This window comes from Ponticoccus litoralis (assembly GCF_039769985.1).
In the GTDB taxonomy this organism is placed as follows: Bacteria; Pseudomonadota; Alphaproteobacteria; order Rhodobacterales; family Rhodobacteraceae; genus Ponticoccus; species Ponticoccus litoralis.
On record NZ_JBDNCH010000002.1, the window covers coordinates 2,457,715 to 2,479,582 of the forward strand.

Below are 21,868 nucleotides of genomic sequence, written 5' to 3' on the forward strand. Positions count from 1 at the left end.
ATTTTCTGGCACCCGGTCGCGTCGGGGTTGCCGGGGCCCGGTGTTGTCCAGGCCTTTACCGGCACGAACCCGGCCAGTCCCGTGGAGGTTTTCGCCCTGCGGGCGCAGCGGGCCGACCCGGTCCCGCGTCGCCCCGTGCACAGACGAAGAGATGCTCTTTCCAGCGGCACAGGTGATCGGGTCGGGCGGTCGCGGAGCGCCGCAGCAACCGCAGACGCCGCTGGGGAAACAGCGGCGCCGGATGGCGGGGCAGGGCGCCCCCCCCCCCTGTGTCAGGCGTTGTCCGGGTGGAACTCTTCCAGCTCTGGCCGGGTGCCGATGGTGATGTGGTCGATCTCTTCCATGGCAAAGCCCCGGATCAGCGAGGGGATCATCATGCAGACCAGCACGAAGATCGGCAGCCCGACCAAGGTGATCACCTGTTGCAGGGCGTCCAGCCCCGCATCGCCCGCCAGCACGATCAGCATGGCGGCGACCAGCCCCTCTGTCGCGCCCCAGAAGACCCGCTGCCCCACCGGGCCGGGTTCCGGCGCGCCGGTGCAGAGCATGTCGACCACAAGGCTGGCCGAGTCCGAAGAGGTGGCAAAGAAGATCGCCACGATCACCACCGCGAAGCCACTGGATGAAGGTGGTGAAGGGGAAGTGCTCGAAGAAGGCGAACATCGCCAGCGGCACGCTCTCCGCCACCGCCGCGCTGATCTGGCCGGCCTCCTCTCCCATGGCGGCGCGGGCGGCAAGGCCGAGGCCGTCGAATTCCATCGCCTGCCAGCCGAAGATGGCGAACCAGATCAGGGTGAAGGCCGAGGGCGCCATGAGCACGCCGAAGACGAATTCGCGGATCGTCCGCCCGCGCGAGATCCGCGCCACGAAAAGGCCGATGAAGGGCGACCAGGTCACCGTCCAGGCCCAGTAGAAGACCGTCCAGCCACCCTGCCAGCCCCATGTTTCGGTGTTCGGGTTGTTGTTGGCCAGCATGTCGTTCCAGAAGGCCAGACGCGGCAGGTTGCCGAAGTACAGCCCGAAGGTCTCGACGATGCCGCGCAGCAGGAACAGGGTCGAGCCGCAGACCAGCACGAAGACCATCAGTGCCACGGCCATGCCGATATTGAGGTTCGACAGCACCTTCACACCCTTGTCCAGCCCCACGACGATGGAACAGACCGCCACGCCCGTCAGGACCGCGAGGATCGTCACCTGCACGGCAGGGCCGTCACCGGTTCCGAACAGCTCGTTCAGGCCCGCGGCGATCTGGCTGGAGCCGAGGCCCAGCGAGACCGCGACCCCGAAGAGCGTGCCGAGGATGGCGGCCACGTCGATGGCCTTGCCGATGGGGCCGTGGATGCCCTCGCGCAGCAGCGGGTAAAAGACCGAGGACACGCGCACCGGCAGTTCGTAGCGGTTGATGAAATAGGCGAAGGCCAGCCCGGGCAGCGTGAAGATCGTCCAGGTGTGCAGGCCGAGGTGATAGATCGCGATGGACATGGCATCGCGCGCGGCCTGTTCCGTGTAGGGCTCTACCCCCTGTATCGGCGGCGCCGAGAAATGCGAGATCGGCTCTGCCACGCCCCAGAACATCAGCACCGTGCCGATGCCGCCGGCAAAGAGCATGGTGAACCACGACAGGTTGCTGAACTCGGGGCGCGAGCCCTTGGGGCCAAGCCGGATATGGCCATGGCGCGAGGCGGCGGCCCAGATCAGGAAGCCCAGCCAGACGTTGACGCCAAGGATGAAGAACCAGCCAAGGTTGGTGACGATCCAGGCGCGACCGGCGGCGAAGGCCCGGCCGATGGCCTCGGGGGCGATCACCAGGGCAAGGACGAAGACAAGGGTGAAACCGGCGGATGTAAAGAAGATGATCGGATCGGTGCGCAGACCGAGCCTTCGTGCAAGCTGTTCCAAGAATTCTGTCCCCCGTTTTGAAACTCACTTTTCCGACACAACGCAGGGGAGAGTGCGCGGTTCCTGATTTGTTTAACAAAGGTTAAGTTTGCGGAGGAAGCGCAGGCTGCCGGGGGGCCCGAACGATCGGGAAGGCCGCAGGTCAATCCTCGACAAGGGCGCCCTGCGCGACGCTCCCCCTTGATCGCAGCAACAGGCGATCCACCACCCGGCGCGGAATCTAGGCGAAGCCGCCGCGCCATCATGCCGGGGGCATGTCTTCGACATGACGGGCCATCCGTCCCGCCAAAGGGGGCCACTGGCAACGGCGCAGCTACGGTGCGACGGCCCGGCGAGTTGGCTGATGTTGGCGCGACCTGTCTGAACTCGTAGGGACATTGCCGGGATAAACTGCCTTCCTGAACCGAAGGGTCGCCGGACCACGGCCCTGCGATGGCGCGGCTCACCGGTCCGGGAAAGCTGTCGTTCTCAGCGTGCAGTGCAAACGCCCCCGGGGTTTCCGTCGGGAGCGCATCTCAACCCGAGCGGTGAGTCGTCGTCCAAAGCGGAAAGGAAAACGCCCCCGAAGTCTCCTTCGGGGGCGTCAGGTCGAACCGTATCGGCCCTGTGCTTACTGCGGCACTTCCGCGTCGAGGCCCTCGACGAAGAACAGCATGCCCGCAAGGTCGCCGTCGCTGGCCGTCTCACCCTCGGCCAGCCATGGCGTGCCGTCGGCCTTGTTGATCGGGCCGGTGAAGGGGTGGTACTCGCCCGACGCCAGCGCCGCCTTCATGGCCAGCGCCTCTTCCTTGACCTCGGCGGGCACCGCGTCGGTGATCTCGCCGATTCCGACCATGCCGGTCGAGACCCCGTCCCAGGTGTCCTTCGACTCCCATGTGCCGTCCATGACCGCCTGCACGCGCTCGATGTAATAGGGCGTCCAGTTGTCGATGATCGACGAGACGCGCGGCATCGGCGCGTAATCCGCCATGTCCGAGGCCTGGCCGAAGGTGATGACGTTCCCGGCTTCCTGCGCGGCGGCCTGCGGCGCGGTCGAGTCGGTGTGCTGCAGCACCACGTCGGCGCCGTTCTCGATCAGCGCGCGGGCGGCATCGGCCTCTTTCGCCGGATCGAACCACGTATACAGCCAGATGATCGAGAACTCGACGTCCGGGTTCACCTTCTTGGCGTGCAGATAGGCAGAGTTGATGCCGCGAACGACCTCGGGGATCGGCACCGAGGCGATGTAGCCGATCTTGTTGGTCTTGGTCATCTTGCCCGCGATGTGGCCACTGGATCGCGCGGCCCTCGTAGAAGCGCGCCGAATAGGTCGAGACGTTGTCGGCGCGCTTGTAGCCGGTGGCATGCTCGAACTTCACGTCCGGGAATTTCTCGGCCACGGCGATGGTCGGGTCCATGTAGCCGAAGGAGGTGGTGAAGATGATGTCGGCGCCGGACAGCGCCATGCGGGTGATCGCGCCCTCGGCGTCGGCGCTTTCCGGCACGTTCTCCTGGTAGACGGTCTTCACCTTGCCCTCGAAATGGGCCTCCATCTTCTGGCGGGCCTGATCGTGCTCGTAGGTCCAGCCGCCGTCTCCCGGCGGTCCGATGTAGATGAAGCCCGCGGTCAGCGGATCGTCCTGCGCCAGCGCGGCGCTGCCCAGCGTCAGCACGGCCGCGGCGGAGGCAAGAAGGGTTCTGCGAAGCATGGTGGTCTCCCGTTGGTTCAGGGTTGGCCTCAGGACGAGGCGTGGAAAGATCGGCCCAGCGAGGCGGGCGCGCCATGCGCGCCGCGTGCCGAGATGATGACAAGCACGATGATGGTGATCAGGTAGGGCGAGGCTGACAAGAGCGCGACGGGCACCTCGGCCCCGGCGGCCTGCAGGTTCAGCTGCAGCACGGTGATGCCGCCGAAGAGGTAGGCCCCCAGCGCCACCCGCCCCGCCCGCCACGAGGCGAAGACGACGATGGCCAGCGCGATCCACCCCGCGCCCGCGGTCATGCCCTCGGTCCATTGCGGCACGCGCACAAGCGACAGGTAGGCGCCCCCCAGCCCCGCGCAGGCGCCGCCGAAGAGGATGGCGGCGACGCGGATGCGCACGACCTTGTAACCCAGCGCATGGGCGGAACCGTGGCTCTCGCCCACCGCGCGCAGGATCAGCCCGGCGCGGGTGTATTTCAGGAAGGCCCAGACCGCCACGACCAGCAGCAGCGACAGGTAGACCATGGCGTCATGCGAAAACAGCATGCGCCCCAGTACGGGCAGCTCCGAGAGCACAGGGATATCCAGCTTCGGCAGGGTGGGGGACTTGATCCCCTCGTAGGGCTTGCCGATCAGGCTCGACAGGCCCAGCCCGGCCAGCGTCAGCCCCAGCCCCGTCGCCACCTGGTTCGACAGCAGCACCTGCGTCAGCACGGCAAAGACAAGGCTCAGCGCCGCTCCCCCGCCGCCGCCGCCACGAACCCCAGGGCCGGAGAGGCAAAGCTCACCCCCACCGCAAACCCCACCACGGCGCCGGTGATCATCATGCCCTCGACGCCAAGGTTCAGCACGCCGGACTTCTCGACCACCATCTCGCCAATGGCCGCCAGCAGAATCGGCGTGGCCGAGATCATGATCGAGGCGACCAGCAGCACCGGGTTGATCGAACCGAAATCCATCAGGAAAACCCTCCGTTGTTGCCGGGGGTGTCGGCAAACGGCCCATCTCGCCCAAGACAGCGCGCGGCCCCTGCTTCTTCTGTCCGGAAATATCCCGGGGAGCGCGAGGGGTGAGGCGACGCTGAACGCGCGCAGCGCAGCCCCTCGTTCCGGCCCGCGCAACACGCGCCAACACCTGCCGACCGCATCACGCCGCCACCCCCGCGCCAAAGCGCAGCCGGTAGTTGGTGAAGACATCCATGGCCAGCAGGAAGAACAGCAGCATCCCCTGGAACAGCTGGATCGCCGCGCCGGGCAGGCTCAGCATCAGCTGCGCCAGCTCGCCGCCGATGTAGGTCAGCGCCATCAGAAAGCCCGCCAGCAGGATGCCCACCGGGTTCAGCCGCCCGAGGAAGGCCACGATGATCGCGGTGAACCCGTAGCCCGCGTTGAAGCTGTCGGTCAGCTGTCCCGCCGGGCCGGTCACCTCGAAAAGCCCCGCCATCCCTGCCAGCGCGCCGGCAAGGCCAAGGCAAAGGAACACGATCCGAGCCGGGTTCACCCCGGCGAAGCGCGCGGCGCGCGGCGCCTCTCCGCTCAGGCGGATATTGAAGCCACTGGATGTGGCGGGTCATCATCACCTGCGCCGCGATCACCGCGATCAGCGCCGCCACGACCCCCCAGTGCAGGCCGGTGTTCGACACAAGCTCGGCGTTGTGGACCGAGGGCCATTGCTTGAAGTTCCGCGACCCGGGAAAGCCCATGCCCTCGGGGTTCCTCAGCAAGCCGGTCGAGACGGAGACCAGCACGTTCTGCGCCACGTAGACCAGCATCAGCGAGACCAGGATCTCGTTGGTGCCGAAGCGGGTCTTGAGCAGGGCCGGGATCATCGCCCAGGCCCAGCCGCCCAATGCGCCACAGAGCACCATCAGCGGGAAGATCAGCGGGCTCTCGGACGGGTAGAACGCCAGCCCGGCCCCGGCGCCGCAGATCGCGCCGATGATGTACTGGCCCTCGGCGCCGATGTTCCAGATGCCCGCGCGAAAGCCGATCGACAGGCCGATGGCGATCAGGATCAGCGGCGCGGCCTTCACCAGCAGTTGCGGGCGCGAATAGCTGGCGAACTGCGGGTGAAAGAGCGGGTCCCAGAAGATCGTGCGGATCGCCTCGACCGGTTGCGCCCCAAGGAACCAGAAGAGGATGCCGCCGACAACCATGGTCAGCAGCACCGCCACCACCGGCGTCAGCACGGTCCAGAGCCGCGAGGGCTGCGGGCGCTTCTCCAGCCGGATCATGCCACGGCCCCCGCCACGCGCGCGGAATTTTCCAAAAATTCCGACCCGGTTTCTTTCGAAGAAACCGGCGCCTGCATCACGCGTTCAGGCCTCCACATGGGCCACCTCCATGTCGTGGGCGCCGCCCATCATCAGGCCGATCTGTTCCATGTCCAGCTCCGCCACCGGGCGCAGCGCCGACAGCCGCCCCTCGTTCAGCGCGCCGAAGCGGTCCGAGACCTCCATCAGCTCGTCGAGGTCCTGGCTGATCACCACGACCGCGCTGCCCTTGGCCGCCAGATCCAGGATCTGCTGCCGGATGAAGGCCGCCGCCGCCGCGTCCACACCCCATGTCGGCTGGTTGATCACCAGCACCTCGGGGGCCTGCAGGATCTCGCGGCCCACCACGTATTTTTGCAGGTTGCCGCCCGAAAGCGCCCGCGCCGCCGTGTGCACGCCGGGCGTGCGCACGTCGAAGCGCTGGATCACCTCTTCGGCAAAGCCCTTGGCCTTGCCCCAGGAGATGAAGCCCCGGCTCAGCAGGCCCCTGCGCCGTGCCGCCGTCAGCACGCCGTTCTCCAGAAGGCTCATGTCGGGGGCCGCCGCATGGCCCAGCCGCTCTTCCGGCGCCGACAAGAGCCCCGCCGCCCGCCGCGCCACCGGCCCCTGCCGGCTGATGTCCGCGCCCTTCAGGCAGACCGAGCCCGCGGGCGCCAGCCGCTCTCCCGACAGCGCCGCCAGCAATTCGTCCTGCCCGTTCCCGGCCACGCCGCCAAGGCCCAGCACCTCGCCCGCGCGCACCTCGAACGAAATCTCCCGCAAGGGCGTCCCGAAAGCCCCCGGCGCGGGCAGCGACAAGCCGCGCACCGCCAGCAGCACCGCGCCCTTCTCGACGCCGCGCGCCTCGGGGGTGGCAAAACTGCTGCCCACCATCATCTCGGCCATTTCCCGTGCCGTGGTCTCGCGCGGGATGCAGGTGTCGACCTTCTTGCCCAGCCGCAGGATCGTCGCCGTGTCGCAAAGCGCCCGGATCTCTTCCAGCTTGTGCGAGATATAGAGGATCGAGGTCCCCTCGGCGCGCAGGGTGTTCAGCGTCTCGAAGAGGATCTCGACCTCCTGCGGGGTCAGCACGCTCGTCGGCTCGTCCATGATCAGCAGGCGCGGGTTCTGCAGCAGGCAGCGGATGATCTCGACCCGCTGCCGCTCGCCCGCCGAAAGCGTGCCGACGGTCCGCGAGGGATCCAGCGGCAGGCCGTAGGTCTCCGAGACCTCGCGGATCTGCCGCGCCAGCTGCGTCATGGGGGGCGGGGCTTCCATCCCCAGCGCCACGTTCTCGGCCACGTCCAGCGCGTCGAAAAGCGAGAAGTGCTGGAACACCATGGCCACGCCGGTCCGCCGCGCGTCCGAGGGCTTGGAGGGCGCGAAATCCGCCCCGTCCCATGTCATCTCGCCCCGGTCCGGCATCACCAGGCCGAAGATCATCTTGACCAGCGTCGACTTGCCCGCGCCGTTCTCGCCCAGCAGGGCGTGAATCTCGCCCTTGCCGATGTCGAAGGACACGGCGTCGTTGGCCACGACGCCGGGGTAGGCCTTGGTCAGGCCCCGGATGCTGAGGAGTGTATCGGCCACTCTGTTCTGTCCCTCGTTTGCAACGAAACTATTTGCGCGGCGACCCCGATGGCAATGGCCTGCGGATGCTTGCCCAGAGCTTTCTGCCCGATCGGGCAGCAGATGCGCGCGATTTCGGCAGATGTGTGGCCCAAAGACTGCAAGCGTCGGGAAAAGCGCGCTTTCTTGGTCTCCGACCCGATCAGCCCGGCAAAGCCGAAGCCGTGCCGCAAGAGCGCGTGGCACAGGTCGAGGTCCAGCGCGTGGCTGTAGGTCAGGATCAGGTGCGCGGCGGTCCGGGGCGCCATCGCGACGGCGCGCACCGGCTCGGCCACCGGCAGTGGGGTGACGCCCTCGGCGACCGTTTCGGGGAAGCGCTCCGGCCCGGTGTCCAGCCAGGTGACGGCGAGGTCGGGCAGCGGCGCCAGCACATCGACCACGGCGCGGCCCACGTGGCCCGCCCCCCAGACCCAGACCGGCAGCGTGGGGTGCCGCACCGGCTCCACCATCCAGCCCTGCAGCAGCTGCGGCGCCGGGGCCTCTCCGCGCGCGCGCGCCCGGTCGATCAGGCGCTGCACCGCCAGTGGCCTGTCGCCGGGACCGCGCGCGATCACGGTCTCGTCCAGCGCCGCCACCGCGGCGGCATCGTAGTGTTCCGTCAGCAGCGTCACCGCCCCGCCGCAGCACTGGCCCAGCCCCGGCCCCAGCGGATGCCGTGTCAGCCCCTGCCGCGTCAGGGCCGCCTGCGCCGCTTGATACTCCAGCGCGCCGCCGCCGATGGTGCCGGACTGCCCGCCCACCCAGACCAGCATGGCCGCACCGACCTCGCGCGGCGATGACCCGGCCACCTCGGCCACCACGACGCGGGCGACCCGGCCATGGGCGGCCACCGCCCGTCGCAGGCCCTGAAGGTCAAACACCGCGCGCCCGCCGGATCGCTTCCAGCACATGCTCCGCCGTGGCGGGCGCCTCGAGATCCGGGTAGGCGGACCCGCAGGCCGCCACCGCATCCGACAGGGCGAGGAAGGCAGAGATGCCGTGCATGAAGGGCGGCTCTCCCACCGCCTTGGACCGGTAAACCGTCGGCTCGCGGTTCTGGCCGTCCCAGAGCGCCACGTTGAAGACCGGCGGGCGGTCGGAACAGGCGGGGATCTTGTAGGTCGAGGGCGCATGCGTCCGCAGGGCGCCCTTGTCGTCCCAGACCAGTTCCTCGGTGGTCAGCCAGCCCGCGCCCTGCACGTAGCCGCCCTCGATCTGGCCGCGATCCAGCGCCGGGTTCAGCGAGGCGCCGCAGTCGTGCAGGATGTCGCTGCGCAGGATGCGGTTCTCGCCGGTCAGCGTGTCGACGACGACCTCGGTGCAGGACACCCCGTAGGCGAAGTAGTAAAAGGGCCGCCCCTGTCCGCGCTGCCGGTCCCACTGGATCTTCGGCGTCTTGTAGAAACCGGTCGCCGACAGGCTCACCCGGCCACTGGTAACACAGCGCGGCAGCCTCGGCGAAGCTCATCTCCCGCCCGCCGACCACGACGCGGCCGCCGTCGAAGGCCACCGTGTCGACGGAACACTGGTGCAGCTCCGCCAGATAGGCGGCCATCCGGGCCACGATCGCGTCGCAGGCCGGGGCCACCGCCGCGCCGTTCAGGTCCGACCCCGAAGAGGCCGCCGTGGCCGAGGTATTGGGCACCTTGGCGGTGTCCGTGGCGGTGATCCGTGCCGCCTCAAGGGGCACGCCAAAGCGGCTTGCCGCCACCTGCGCGACCTTCTGGAACAGCCCCTGTCCCATCTCGGTGCCGCCGTGGTTCATGGCGATGGAGCCGTCCTGGTAGACATGCACCAGCGCCCCGGCCTGGTTGAGATGCGTCAGCGTGAAGGAGATCCCGAACTTCACCGGCGTCAGCGCGATGCCGCGCTTCAGCACCGGGTTCGCGGCATTCCACGCGGCCACCGCCTCGCGCCGCGCCGCGTAACCGCAGGACGCGACCAGCGCCCCGGTCATCTCGTGCAGGATGAAATCCTCGACCGGCTGCCCGTAGGGCGTGGTCTGCACAGTCCCGGAGGCCACCGGCCCGCCGCGATCCTCCGGCCCCTCCGGCCCCCGCGCGAGGCCAGGTCCGCGCCCGCAGGCGCTTCGCCCTCCGCCGCGGAATCCTCCTTCTCATTCTTCTGTCCGGAAATATCCCGGGGGGCTCCGCAGGAGCGGGGGGCAGAGCCCCCCTCTGCGGATCCGCCTCAGCCCCGCCGTAGTAGTTCACCCGCCGCACCGCCAGCGGGTCGCGTCCAAGCGCGTGGGCGATATGGTCCATCACCCGCTCGATCCCCAGCATGCCCTGCGGGCCGCCGAAACCGCGATAGGCGGTGGCGCTCTGGGTGTTGGTCTTCAGCCGGTGGCTTTCGATCCGGCAGGCGGGCAGCCAGTAGGCGTTGTCCGCGTGCAGCATCGCGCGGTCGGCCACCGGCAGCGAGAGGTCCTGCGCCCAGCCGCAGCGCGCGTATTGCACGAATTCGACCCCGGCGATGCGGCCCTCGTCGTCGAAGCCGACCGCGTAGTCGATGCGGAAATCGTGGCGCTTGCCGGTGATGGTGAAATCGTCGTCCCGGTCGTAGCGCATCTTCGCGGGTCGCCCGGTCTCGGAAGCCACCACCGCGCAGGCGATGGCCAGCGCATTGCCCTGGCTTTCCTTGCCGCCGAAGCCGCCGCCCATGCGGCGGGTTTCCACCCGGACGTCGTGCATGTTCAGGTGCAGCGCGTGTGCGACCTTGTGCTGGATCTCGGTCGGATGCTGGGTCGAGGCATGCACCAGCATCCCGCCGTCTTCCTGCGGGAAGGCCAGCGCGGCACTGGCCTTCGAGGTAGAAATGTTCCTGCCCGCCCATGTCGAGGCTGCCGGACAGGTTGTGCGGGGCCTCGGCGATGGCGCCGTCCGCATCGCCGCGCTGCCAGATCACCGGACCGGCTTCGAAGCGGCTGTCGGCCTCCAGCGCCTCTTCGATGGACAGGATCGCGTCGCGGGCGGCGGTCTCGATCTTCGCCAGGCGGGCGGCGCGGCGGGCGGCGAGATGCGAGCTTGCCGCGACAAGGAAGACCGGCTGGCCGAGGTAGTGCAGGCTGCCCCCGGACAACAGCGGCTCGTCGTGGTTCGAGGGTGAGCAGTCGCAGTTCGACGGCAGGTCGGCGCGGGTCCAGACTTTTACGACGCCGGGGGCCGCGCGCACCGCCTCGAGGTCGAGGCTGGTGATCCGCCCCGCCGCGATGGGGGAGAGGCCGAAGGCGAGGTGCAGGCAGTTCGCGGGCGTCGGAATGTCGTCGACGTAGCGCGCGGCGCCGGTCACATGCAGGCGGGCGGCGTCGTGGGGAAGGGGTTTGGCGACGCTCATGCCGGGGCCTCCGGGAGGGTGGCCCGGGCGCGGGCCGGACCCGTGGCACAGAGGCGGGAAACCCCTTCCGCGCGCTTCACGTCAGCCGGGCGCACGGGGGCCGCGGCGGGGGCCCGTCCCGCGACAGGGGCGGCGGCGCGGGCGGCGGGCCGGGTACGGGCCGGACCTGTGGCGGATGAAACGGAGGAGCCTTTCGCGCGCATCCCGGCGGGTCTTGCGCATGGGGGAGGGGTCTGATGCGCCATGGCAGGCGTTGTCCTGCGCCCGGGGAGCTGTTGCGGTTGCGGGCTCATGCGGTCACCTCCAGCACCGATTGCGCGCCGCCGTGGTCGGCGAGGAAGTAGCGCGTCAGCATGTTGCGGGCGGTCTCCCGCCGGTAGGCCGCGCTGGCGCGCATGTCCGAGAGCGGCTCGAAATCCTGCGCCCAGGCATCGCGGGTGGCCTCGACGGTCTCCATGGTCCAGGGCTGGCCGGTCAGGGCGGCCTCGACCGCCGCGGCGCGTTTCGGCACGCCCGCCATGCCGCCGAAGGCGATGCGGGCGCCGGTGACGCGGTCGTCCTCGACAGTGACGTTGAAGGCGCCGCAGACCGCCGAGATGTCCTGATCGAAGCGTTTCGACAGCTTGTAGACCTTCAGCCGGGGCGCCGAGGCGGGCAGCGAGACGGCCTCGACGAACTCTCCGGGGGCACGGTCCTGCTGGCCGTAGGACAGGAAGAAATCCTCGATGGCGAGGTCGCGCCGGGTGTCGCCGTGGCGCAGGTGCAGCGTGGCGTCGAGCGCGATCAGCGCCGGCGGGTTGTCCCCGATGGGTGAGCCATTGGCGATGTTGCCGCCGATGGTCGCCGCCGCCCGGACCTGCGCCGAGCCGTAGCGGCGGATCATCTCGGCATAGGAGGGATGGTGGCGGCGCATCAGGTCCAGCACCCGGTCCATGGTCACACCCGCGCCGATGGTCAGCACGCCGTCGCGTTCCTCGATCCCCTGCAGGTCGCGGCAGCGGTTGAGGAAGATCACCTGGTCGGGCTGGCGCAGCTGCTTGGTGACCCAGAGGCCGACATCGGTGGCGCCCGCCACCAGAGTGGCAGTGGGGTTGGCGGCGTAGAGCCGGGCGAGGTCATCGGCGGATTCGGGGGCATGGAAGGTCAGAGGGGGCTCTGCCCCCGCTGCGCTCCCCCGGGATACTTCCGGACAGAAGAAATCCGAGGTCCGGTTGCAGCCAGTCGGGGATGGGCGCGCTCTCGGCGGCCTTTGCGGCGCGCACGATGGGGGCGTAGCCGGTGCAGCGGCAGAGGTTGCCCGCCAGCGCGTCGTCGTGGCCGGTGTCGCCATTGAGATGGGCCGTGGCCATCGACGCGATGAAGCCCGGCGTGCAGAAGCCGCATTGCGAGCCGTGGTGCTCGATCATGGCCTGCTGGACCGGGTGAAGCTGTCCCCCCGGGCCCGAGATCCCCTCGACCGTGCGGATCGCCTTGCCGTGCAGCTGGGGCAGGAAGAGGATGCAGGCGTTGAGCGCGCGCGCCTTGCCCGCTTCGGTGACCATGACCGTGCAGGCGCCGCAATCGCCTTCGTTGCAGCCTTCCTTGGTGCCGGTCAGCCCGCGGGTTTCGCGCAGCCAGTCCAGAAGCGTGACCGTCGGGGCCACATCGGCGAGGTGCACGCTCTCTCCGTTCAGAAGAAAGGTGATGTCCATGTCGAAAACCCGCCGCCTTACCGGTTTTGCCCCATCCGGGGGTGTGCGCCTTCGATGCGGCGTAGAAAGCGCACGTGTGACCCTGACGCGGTCAGGCTAGGCGGGGGCAAATGGCCTTGGCAAGGGTTTTCTGCCGCGTTTCTCATCGCTTGGAGGCGCTTTGCCCCTTGCGCAGGCTTGCGGTGCCGGGCACGGAAAACCCTGCCCGTGCGGGTTTGGCGCTTCGGGGCAGGGCCCCTGTCAGGCGGTCCGAGGGGGGAAGGGTCCGGTGCGCCGCCTGCTTGCGCGGCGGGGCCTGCCGCCCCCGGGTTGCGGGGGCGCACCGGGGAGCGCGCGCCTTGTCTCGTGGGCACCGGGACGGGCCATCGCCGCTCCGGTGCCCGGTTTGCCCGCCTGTCAGCCCGCTGTTTCGTCGCGGTCGGGCATGCCAAGGTCGGCGATCGACTCGCGCAGCTTGGCGATCTCGTCGGCGACCTCCTCGGAGGGGTGGGCCGCCGTTTCGGACCAGGCGCTGAAGCGTTCGAGCAGCGGCAGGAAGGTGCGGATCTCTTCCGCTGTCCAGCCCTGCAGGTAGCTGCCCATGGTCAGGAACTTGTAGGTCCGCACCGCCTCGACGACCCGCTCGCCCCTGTCCGTCAGTTCCAGAACGGTGCGGCGCGCGTCCGCCTGGCTGACCGCCCGGCGCAGCAGGCCGCGCGCGATCAGGTCCGATGTCATGCGGCTGGCCCGCGAGGGGTCGATGTTCAGGCGCTGGGCGACCGTGGAGACCATGGTCTCGCCGGTCTCCTCGTCGCGAAACTCGTTCTCGGGCGCCCGGACCGCCATGAGCACGTCGAGCTGCGGCAGGTCGACCGGCAGGCCGAGTTCGGCAAGGGCGCGGTGGCCGAGCTCTCGTTTGAAGACCTTGCGGCGCCAGACCTGCAGCACAGCGTCAATGTCCAGAGCCGCCTGGCTGGAATCCTCACTGATCCCGGCCTGTGCGAGTTCCTCTTTCAGACGCTTGTCCCGTTCGGCCATGGAGCCTCCTTTTAATTGCGTGCGCTTGACATGTAATTGACTGGGTCACATATTTAGGCCCATCCCCATTCTGCGGCAATCCGTGCCTTTTTGTCACGCACCTATGTCAGGCACCGAAGGCCGCGGATGTCCGGGTTCACGCCTGAAGAGACGCCGTTTCATGACCGCCACCGACCCCGCCGCCGCCTCCGGCGATGCACCGACCTCCGCCGCCTATGTCGAGCCGCCCGACCGGGCCACCGTGCGCCTTGTCCTTGCCGCCGTCGCCGCGACGCTGCTTTTCGCCTCGCTGGGGCAGACCATCGTCTCGACCGCAATGCCGGTCATGGTCGCGGATCTGGGCGGCATGGATCACATCACCTGGGTCATCACCGCCTATCTTCTGGCCTCGACCATCGCGTCGCCGATGGCGGGCAAGCTGGGCGACATGTACGGGCGCAAGCTGGTGCTGCAATCGGGGATCGCGGTCTTCGTCCTTGGCGCGGTGATCGCCGGGACCGCCGCCAGCATGGGGCAGGTGATCGCCGGGCGGCTTGTGCAGGGTTTCGGCGCGGGCACGCTGATCGTGACCGCCATGGCCACGGTCGGGGACCTTCTGCCGCCGCGCCAGCGCGGCATGGCGCAGGGTGTGCTTGGGGCGGCCTTCGGCGTGTCCACCGTGATCGGGCCGCTCCTGGGCGGTTTCATCGTGCAGAACTGGCACTGGCACTGGATCTTCTTCGTCAACCTGCCCGTCGGCGCGCTGGCCTTTGTTGTCATTCTCGTCGCCCTGCCGCGCCGCACGGAACGGCAGGAGCGCCGGGTCGACTACGCCGGGGCCGCCCTTCTGGCGACCATGCTGGCAAGCGTGGTGCTGCTGCCCAACGCCGTCGGAGAGGGGGCCGGATGGGCCTCTCTGCAGGTCGGTGCGCTGGCGGTGCTGGGCGCGCTGGCGCTGGCGGGCTTCGTGCTGGTCGAAGGCCGCGCCAAAGAGCCGATCCTGCCGCTCAGCCTGTTCCGCAACAACACCTTCCTGGTGGTGAACGCGGTGGGTTTCCTCGTCGGCATGGGCATGTTCGGCACCATCACCTTCCTGCCGCTGTTCCTTCAGGTGGTGAAGGGCGTGTCGCCGACGAACTCGGGTCTCTTCCTGGTGCCGATGATGGGCGGGCTGATCTTCGCCTCGACCATGGCGGGCCGGGTGATGTCGAGGACCGGGCGCTACAAGCTGATGCCGACGCTTTCGACCGGGCTGCTGGCGGTGGCGCTGGTGTCGCTGTCCAATCTTTCTGCGGAGAGCCCGCTGTGGTTCATCGCCGCCGCTCTGGTGCTGGTCGGGCTGGGCCTTGGCCCGGTCTTCTCGGTCGGCGTGGCGGCGATCCAGAACGCCATCCCGGGCTCGATGATGGGCGTGGGCACCGCCTCGGCCAACATGTTCCGGCTGATCGGCGGCTCTATCGGCACCGCCGCCTTCGGCGCGGTCTTCTCCGCCGGGCTGGCGCGCAACCTGTCAGGCCATATGCCCGGCGCGGAGGCGGGCGGCCTGCGCTCGATCGGCGCCGAGACCCTGCGCGCCCTGCCGCCCGAGGCGCAGCTGCGCGTGATGGAGGGCTTTTCCGAGGCGCTGCACCCGGTCTTCTGGATCGCGGCTCTGGCGGCGCTGCTGGCCTGCCTGATGTCGACGCAGCTGCGTGAACTTCCGTTGTCAGGGGCCTGACTCTCCCGTCCCTGACACGCGGCTGGCCGGCTCCTTCCTCCAAACGGGAGCCGGCCTTTTTTATGGCGGTGGCCCGGCGCCGGTGATGGCCGGGGGCAACGGGGGCGCCTTGGTGGTGCCCCGGGGCCGAGAGACCCGGCGGTCGGGGCTCTGGCCGAAGGCGCGCCCCCGGCGCGGGCGATCCCGTGGCGCAGCCCTAGCCGAAGACCGACCAGCCGGTGAAGCGCGCCAGCCGTTCCGCCGCCTCGGTCCCGCATTTGGAGTTGCCCCAGGCGTTCAGGCCGGGCGACCAGATCGCGACAGAGGCCCGCCCCGGCACCGCGATCAGGATGCCGCCGCCGACACCGGACTTGCCGGGAAGGCCGGTGCGAAAGGCGAAGTCGCCAGAGCCGTCGTAATGCCCGCAGGTCATCATCAGCGCCGCGATTCGCCGTCTCTTGACGCCGCTGAGCAGGAAGGGCGCCCCCGGCAGCCCGGCGATTCCGCGCCCGGCAAGCGCAAGCTGCCGGGTTGTCATCTCAATGGCGCACTGGTGGAAATAGGTGCCCAGCACCAGATCCGGCGCGTTGACCAGGTTGCCGTAGCTCTTGAGGTAATTGGCCAGCGCCACGTTGCGATAGCCGGTGGCCTTCTCCGAGGCCGCCACGGCGCGGTCGATGTGGATGTCGTCGTCCCCGGCGCTCTCTCTCACGAAGCCGATGATCTCGGACAGCGCCTCGCGCGGGGCCCGGCCCGCCAGCAGCTCGTCCGTCGTCACCAGCGCGCCTGCATTGATGAAGGGGTTGCGCGGGCGCCCCTGTTCCTGCTCCAGCAGCAGGATGGAATCGAAGCGATCGCCGGAAGGTTCGCGCCCCACGCGCCGCCACAGCCCCTCGCCGATGCGCGCCAGCACGCAGGCCAGCGAGAAGACCTTGGAAATCGACTGGATCGAGAACCGGGTGTCGGATTGTCCGGCGCTCAGCACGCGCCCGTCCGCCAGCGCCACCGAGATCGCGAATTGCGCCGGATCGACCCGCGCCAGTTCCGGGATGTAGTCGGCGACCGCGCCCCAGTCGGCGCGCGCCCGAATGTCGGCATCCAGCGTGTCGAGGAAGGCGGCAAGCGTGTCTGTCATGACCGAAGGCATACCCGGAACTGCCGTCCTGTCAAAGCGAGGATGGCCGCCCGGTCGGTCTCAGGGGCGCATGAAGTCCGCCAGTTGCGTGCAGGGGGCGTGCATGGTGAGGATCGAGTTGTGGCCGCCGTTCTCGAACAGGGTGATCCGGGTCCGGGGAGCGACCTCGGCCATCTGTTCCAGATCCTCCGGCGGGGCGGCGTCGTCGTGTCGCCCGTGCACCATCAGGAGGCTGTCCTCCCGCGCCGGGGCCCCGGGCTGCCACGGGCTGTCCGTCGGCCATGGCGCGCCCGAGGCGCTGACATGGTGGCAGAAGCGATCGAGGCAATGGCCCGTCAGCCCGTATTGCGTGCCGCCCAGCCGGATCAGGCGCGGCAGGTCCAGCGGCGCCGAGACCAGCGCCAGACGTGGCAGGGGGTCGCTGGTCGCGGGGACGAGCAGCGCGGCATTGGCGGAAACGCAGTGCGCCACGATGCCATGATAGCGGTCCTGCTGCGTTGCGGCTTCGAGGGCAGAGACGATTTGGTTGAGGCCGCAAAGATCCTCTCCGGGGTGGCCATGGCCCGGCAGGACCAGAAAATCGACGGTGAGCCCGGCGTCCCCGAGGACCCCGGCAAGGCGGGTGAACTGGCGGAAGTGGCCGTTGAGGCCGGGCGCGATCAGGACGCGCGGCGCCTTGGGGCCGGCGGCGGCGGGGCGGCGCAGCAGGGTCAGCCCCGGCACGGGCCGGACCACCGTGCCCCAGCGCGCCACGGCGTCCGGGTCGCCAAGCAGGGCGACGTTGGGCCGCAGGTAGCGGCGGGCGAGGACGCGGGCCGCGGTTTCGGGCGCAAGCCGCGTCGCCAGCGGCAGCAATCGTCGGCGCCATGACGGCGGCGGAACGCCTGCCGGATCCGTGACCTCGGGCGTCCGGGTCCGTTTGGCGAGGTTGAAGCGTCTGGCAACTTCGCTTTGCGACATGGTGTTTGTCCGGTTGCGCCACGATACCGGCGGCTCAGTTTGATCAGTTTAGTTTAGATTCCCCGGTTATCGTGAGGGTTGATTGCGGCGGCAATTAGGCGAGTTGTCCCGGGGCGGCGAACAATCCCGCCGCAACCGGGCGGCTTGCCCGCAGGTCGCGCTTTTCCACGCCGGGGCGGGGGCCTATGATTGCGCCCCATGGCCGATCCTCGATTCATTCATCTCCGCACCCACACCGAATACTCTTTGCTCGAAGGCGCCATCCGCCTGAAGAAGCTGCCCGGCCTCTGCCAGGCGATGGAAATGCCGGCGGTGGCCGTCACCGACACCAACAACCTCTTTGCCGCGCTGGAATTCTCGGTCGGGGCGTCGGGGGCGGGCGTGCAGCCGATCATCGGCTGCCAGATGGACCTGCGCTACATCGACCCGCAGCCGGGCGAACGGGTGAAGCCGCCCGCGCCGGTGGTCCTGCTGGCCCAGACCGAACGCGGCTACGAGCATCTGATGAAGCTCAACTCGTGCCTCTACATGCGCCGCGACACCGAACTGGCGCATATCACGCTGGACGAACTGGAACGGCACTCCGAGGACGTGATCTGCCTGTCCGGCGGTCCCGACGGCCCGGTGGGGCGCCTGCTGCGGCAGTCCACCCGCGCCGCCGCCCAGACCCTGATGATGCGGCTGGAGGCGATCTTCGGCGACCGGCTTTACGTGGAGCTCCAGCGTCACCCCGGCGAGGACGGGCAGCCGACGGAAGCCGAGCGGATGACCGAACGCGGCCATATCGAGATGGCCTATGAAATGGGCCTGCCACTGGTCGCCACCAATGACGTCTATTTCCCCAAGTCCGACATGTACGAGGCCCACGATGCGATGATCTGCATCGCCGAGGGCGCCTATGTCGACCAGCAGGAACCGCGCCGCCGCCTGACCCCGCAGCATTACCTGAAGACCCCGCAGGAGATGGCGGTGCTGTTCGCCGACCTCCCCGAGGCGCTGGAGAATACCGTCGAGATCGCCCGCCGCTGCGCCTTCATGGCCTATCGCCGCGACCCGATCCTGCCGAAGTTCGCCGACGACGAGGTGGCAGAACTGCGCCGCATGGCCAATGACGGCCTTCAGGCCCGCCTTGCGGTGATCCCGCACGCGGTCAGCGTCGAGGAGTACCAGCAACGGCTGGATTTCGAGCTGGGCATCATCGAGGGCATGGGCTTTCCCGGCTACTTCCTGATCGTGGCCGACTTCATCCAGTGGTCGAAGGACAACAACATCCCCGTAGGGCCGGGGCGGGGCTCGGGCGCCGGGTCTTTGGTGGCCTATGCGCTGACCATCACCGACCTCGACCCGCTGCGCTACTCGCTGCTCTTCGAACGCTTCCTGAACCCGGAACGGGTCTCGATGCCCGACTTCGACATCGACTTCTGCATGGACCGGCGCGAAGAGACGATCCGCTACGTGCAGGACAAATACGGCCACGACCGGGTGGGGCAGATCATCACCTTCGGCGCGCTGCTGTCCAAGGCCGCCGTGCGCGACATGGGCCGCGTCTTGCAGATGCCCTACGGGCAGGTCGACCGCCTGTCCAAGATGATCCCGGTCGAGGGCGTCAAACCCGTCAGCATCGAACAGGCGCTGCGGGACGAGCCGCGCCTTGCCGAAGAGGCCCGCAACGAGGAAGTCGTGGACCGTCTGCTGAAATACGGCATGCAGGTCGAGGGGCTGTTGCGCTCTGCCGGCACCCACGCGGCGGGTGTGGTCATCGCCGACCGACCCACGGACGAGCTGGTGCCGCTGTACCGCGATCCGCGTTCGGACATGCCCGCCACCCAGTTCAACATGAAATGGGTGGAACAGGCGGGTCTGGTGAAGTTCGACTTCCTCGGCCTGAAGACCCTGACCGTCATTCAGAACGCGCTGGATCTGATCCTGAAGTCGGGCCGCCCCCTGCATGTCGCCGCCGATGGCACCGAGCTCTACCAACCGGCGGAGGGCGGCGAGAACCAGATGAACCTGATCCCGCTGGACGACGAGCCGACCTACAAGCTTTACGCCAGCGCCAAGACCGTCGCCGTGTTCCAGGTGGAAAGCTCGGGCATGATGGATGCGCTCAAGCGCATGAAGCCCACCTGCATCGAGGACATCGTGGCCCTCGTGGCGCTCTATCGTCCCGGCCCGATGGAGAACATCCCGGTCTATTGCGAGGTCAAGAACGGCCTGCGCGAGATCACCTCGGTCCACCCCTCCATCGACCACATCCTTGCAGAGACGCAGGGCATCATCGTCTATCAGGAACAGGTGATGCAGATCGCGCAGGTCATGGCGGGCTACTCGCTGGGCGGCGCCGACCTCTTGCGCCGCGCGATGGGCAAGAAGATCAAAGAGGCGATGGACGCCGAACGCCCCAAGTTCACCAAGGGCGCCATGGCCAACGGGGTGGACGAGAAGAAGGCCAAGGAGGTCTTCGACCTTCTGGAGAAATTCGCCAACTACGGTTTCAACAAGTCGCACGCGGCGGCCTACGCGGTGGTCAGCTACCAGACCGCATGGCTGAAGGCGAACCACCCGGTCGAGTTCATGGCGGGCGTCATGAACTGCGATATCCACCTGACGGACAAGCTGGCGGTTTACTTCGAAGAGGTCCGCAAGGGCCTGTCGCTGCCCTATGTGCCGCCCTGCGTGAACCGCTCTCAGGCCTCTTTCGACGTCAAGGACGGCGAGCTGGTCTATGCGCTGGGGGCGCTGAAGAACGTCGGCCTCGACGCCATGCGGCTGGTGGTCGAGGGAAGGGGGGACCGGCCCTTCGCGACGCTTTTTGACTTTGCCCGCCGGGTCGATCTGAAGAAGATCGGCAAGCGCCCGCTGGAGATGATGGCGCGGGCCGGGGCCTTCGACGTGCTGGACGGCAACCGCCGCCGGGTCTTCGATCTCGCTGGATGCGCTGGTGATGTATTCCTCGGCGATCCACGAACAGAAGGCCTCGGCGCAGGTCTCGCTGTTTGGCGAGGCGGGCGACGACCTGCCCGAGCCGCGCATGTCGCCGGTCAGCGACTGGCTGCCCGCCGAGCGGCTGGCCGAGGAATTCCGCGCCGTGGGGTTCTACCTGTCGGGCCACCCGCTGGACGATTACATGCCCGCGCTGAAGCGCCAGCAGGTGATGACGCTGGACGAGGTGACCGCCAAGGCCGAACGTGGCCCCTTCGTGGCCAAGTTGGCGGGCGTCGTCGCCGGGCGGCAGGAGCGCAAGTCGGCGCGCGGAAACCGCTTTGCCTTTGCGCAGCTCTCGGACCCGACCGGCGCCTACGAGGTGACGCTGTTCTCCGAGACGCTGGAGAAGTCGCGCGAATACCTCGAGACCGGCTCGAAGGTCGTCGTGACGGTCGAGGCCACGATGGAAAGCGACCAGCTGAAACTCTTGGGCCGCTCGGTCACGCCCGCCGACACGCTGACGGCGGGGGCGGGGGCATCCGGCCTGCGGATCTTCGTCGAGACCGAAACCGCCTTCGGCCAGATCGCCAAGGTGCTGTCCTGGGCCGCCGAGCAGAACCCCAAGGCGCCGCGCGGGCCGATCCATCTGTGCCTGACGGATCGCGGCCTGCCCGGAGAGGTGGAGCTGGATCTCGCTGACCAGTTCCCGGTCTCGCCCGAGGTCAAGGGCGCGGTGAAATCGCTGGAGGGCGTGATGGCGGTCGAGGATTTCTAGGCCAACCACGGCGAAGCCGCGCCAGGGGCCGCCCGGACAGGCGGTCCGGCACCGGTTTGCGGCCCCGTGCGGATGATGCGGTGGACGCATCCGGTCCGATGCGGGTAAACAGGCGGCAATCTGGTTGGGAGTCCCCTATGGTTCGTCATGCGATGGCGCTGTGCTGCGTGCTTGTTCTGTCCGCCTGTGGCGGCGACCCGATGCGTGACGTGCCGCGCCTTCAGGATGTCGAACTGGCCGAGGGGCAGGGGCAGTCCGACGCGCTGGCCGGCAGCGGGGCGGCGGCGCCTGCGCCCGATCCGGCGGCGAAACCGCAGGGCGGGCTGATGGGCTTCCTGCGCGGGCGGGCGGATGCGGCGCGCTCTGGCGGCGCGGCGCCCAAGCCGGGCGACCCGGATTACCGACAGGTCTCTTTCGGCACCGCCTTGCCCTACGGCGAGATCGCCCGGACCTGCGATGCGCCCGAGGGCAAGCTGGGCGCGCGCGTCGACGGCTGGCCGAAGGGCGGGCGCGGTTACACCCTCTATGATACCGCGCCGGGCGGCACGGGGCTGCGCACCTTCTACCTGACCGGTTTCTCGGACGGCTGCCCGCGTCAGTTCAGCGCGGCTCTGGTGCTTTTTGCGGCGCCGTCGGACTACGAGGTGATCCGCTATGGCCCGGCGGGCGCGGATCTGCCGGTGTCGACCACCGACACGGCCTACGAGGCGGTCAAGAACCGTGTCTGCCGCGTCTCGCGCGGCCAGCCCTGCGGACGGCGGATGTCGGCGCTGGAGAAGGACACGGTCTTCCTCAGCGTCTACGAGCGGTTCGGCGACAATGCCGCGTGGAAGACGATCCTGCTGCACGACGGCGCCGTCGCGGCCACGGATATCAAGGGCTGAGGCGGGGGGAATTCCGTCTACGGAATTTGAA

At 68.7% G+C, this 21,868-nt stretch carries 7 protein-coding genes and 7 pseudogenes; 3 read left to right on the forward strand and 11 right to left on the reverse strand.

The genetic code is table 11. From position 1 onward, the window contains the following. Nucleotides 1-272 precede the first annotated feature (272 nt). The 9 genes and pseudogenes from ABFB10_RS13290 to ABFB10_RS13330 all read right to left on the reverse strand — a co-directional run bounded on the left by ABFB10_RS13290 (nucleotide 273) and on the right by ABFB10_RS13330 (nucleotide 13,483). Nucleotides 273-1,899, reverse strand: a pseudogene (locus ABFB10_RS13290) (BCCT family transporter). A 610-nt stretch (nucleotides 1,900-2,509) separates the two neighbouring features. Further along, nucleotides 2,510-3,587, reverse strand: a pseudogene (locus tag ABFB10_RS13295) (BMP family ABC transporter substrate-binding protein). Between the two features lie 29 nt (nucleotides 3,588-3,616). Further along, nucleotides 3,617-4,539: pseudogene (locus ABFB10_RS13300) on the reverse strand (ABC transporter permease). 187 nt (nucleotides 4,540-4,726) lie between these two features. Beyond that, nucleotides 4,727-5,813 (reverse strand): annotated as a pseudogene (locus tag ABFB10_RS13305) (ABC transporter permease). An 84-nt stretch (nucleotides 5,814-5,897) separates the two neighbouring features. Continuing rightward, the gene (locus ABFB10_RS13310; protein WP_347166877.1) at nucleotides 5,898-7,421 is read right to left on the reverse strand and encodes an ABC transporter ATP-binding protein; all 1,524 of its coding nucleotides are present in this window, start codon (nucleotides 7,419-7,421) and stop codon (nucleotides 5,898-5,900) included. Further along, nucleotides 7,388-8,350 (reverse strand): xanthine dehydrogenase accessory protein XdhC, encoded by a 963-nt coding sequence (gene xdhC, locus ABFB10_RS13315; RefSeq protein WP_430523015.1) that lies wholly within the window; start codon nucleotides 8,348-8,350, stop codon nucleotides 7,388-7,390. Before xdhC ends, ABFB10_RS13310 begins: the two co-directional genes overlap by 34 nt. Further along, a pseudogene (locus ABFB10_RS13320) lies at nucleotides 8,313-10,775 on the reverse strand (xanthine dehydrogenase molybdopterin binding subunit). The gene xdhC and the pseudogene ABFB10_RS13320 overlap by 38 nt, the downstream one beginning before the upstream one ends. Before the next feature lie 289 nt (nucleotides 10,776-11,064). Then, nucleotides 11,065-12,466 (reverse strand): annotated as a pseudogene (gene xdhA / locus ABFB10_RS13325) (xanthine dehydrogenase small subunit). A 396-nt stretch (nucleotides 12,467-12,862) separates the two neighbouring features. Next, nucleotides 12,863-13,483, reverse strand: a complete 621-nt coding sequence (locus ABFB10_RS13330; RefSeq protein WP_347166879.1) for a MarR family winged helix-turn-helix transcriptional regulator — start codon at nucleotides 13,481-13,483, stop codon at nucleotides 12,863-12,865. 160 nt (nucleotides 13,484-13,643) lie between these two features. Here ABFB10_RS13330 and ABFB10_RS13335 point away from each other — a divergent pair, with 160 nt between their 5' ends. Next, nucleotides 13,644-15,179 carry an MDR family MFS transporter gene (locus ABFB10_RS13335; protein ID WP_347166880.1) on the forward strand — a complete coding sequence of 512 codons (1,536 nt, stop codon included), beginning with the start codon at nucleotides 13,644-13,646 and terminating at the stop codon, nucleotides 15,177-15,179. 196 nt (nucleotides 15,180-15,375) lie between these two features. Here the strand turns inward: ABFB10_RS13335 and ABFB10_RS13340 are convergent, their stop codons facing one another. Both ABFB10_RS13340 and ABFB10_RS13345 read right to left on the reverse strand, forming a co-directional pair. Further along, nucleotides 15,376-16,293: a glutaminase gene (locus ABFB10_RS13340; RefSeq protein WP_347166881.1), complete on the reverse strand. Its 918-nt coding sequence runs from the start codon at nucleotides 16,291-16,293 to the stop codon at nucleotides 15,376-15,378. 60 nt (nucleotides 16,294-16,353) lie between these two features. Continuing rightward, the gene (locus ABFB10_RS13345) at nucleotides 16,354-17,253 is read right to left on the reverse strand and encodes an alpha/beta hydrolase (protein WP_347166882.1); all 900 of its coding nucleotides are present in this window, start codon (nucleotides 17,251-17,253) and stop codon (nucleotides 16,354-16,356) included. A 198-nt stretch (nucleotides 17,254-17,451) separates the two neighbouring features. On the opposite strand from ABFB10_RS13345, the pseudogene dnaE reads away from it, so the two are divergent. Beyond that, a pseudogene (gene dnaE, locus ABFB10_RS13350) lies at nucleotides 17,452-20,953 on the forward strand (DNA polymerase III subunit alpha). 137 nt (nucleotides 20,954-21,090) lie between these two features. After that, nucleotides 21,091-21,837 (forward strand): hypothetical protein, encoded by a 747-nt coding sequence (locus ABFB10_RS13355; protein WP_347166883.1) that lies wholly within the window; start codon nucleotides 21,091-21,093, stop codon nucleotides 21,835-21,837. Nucleotides 21,838-21,868: the final 31 nt, after the last annotated feature.

Bases quoted from the DNA above. Each gene is read 5' to 3' on its own strand.
- ABFB10_RS13345 (WP_347166882.1), bottom strand. From the start codon at position 17,253: ATGTCGCAAAGCGAAGTTGCCAGACGCTTCAACCTCGCCAAACGGACC.
- ABFB10_RS13335 (WP_347166880.1), top strand. From the start codon at position 13,644: ATGACCGCCACCGACCCCGCCGCCGCCTCCGGCGATGCACCGACCTCC.
- ABFB10_RS13330 (WP_347166879.1), bottom strand. From the start codon at position 13,483: ATGGCCGAACGGGACAAGCGTCTGAAAGAGGAACTCGCACAGGCCGGG.
- xdhC (WP_430523015.1), bottom strand. From the start codon at position 8,350: ATGTGCTGGAAGCGATCCGGCGGGCGCGCGGTGTTTGACCTTCAGGGC.
- ABFB10_RS13355 (WP_347166883.1), top strand. From the start codon at position 21,091: ATGGTTCGTCATGCGATGGCGCTGTGCTGCGTGCTTGTTCTGTCCGCC.
- ABFB10_RS13340 (WP_347166881.1), bottom strand. From the start codon at position 16,293: ATGACAGACACGCTTGCCGCCTTCCTCGACACGCTGGATGCCGACATT.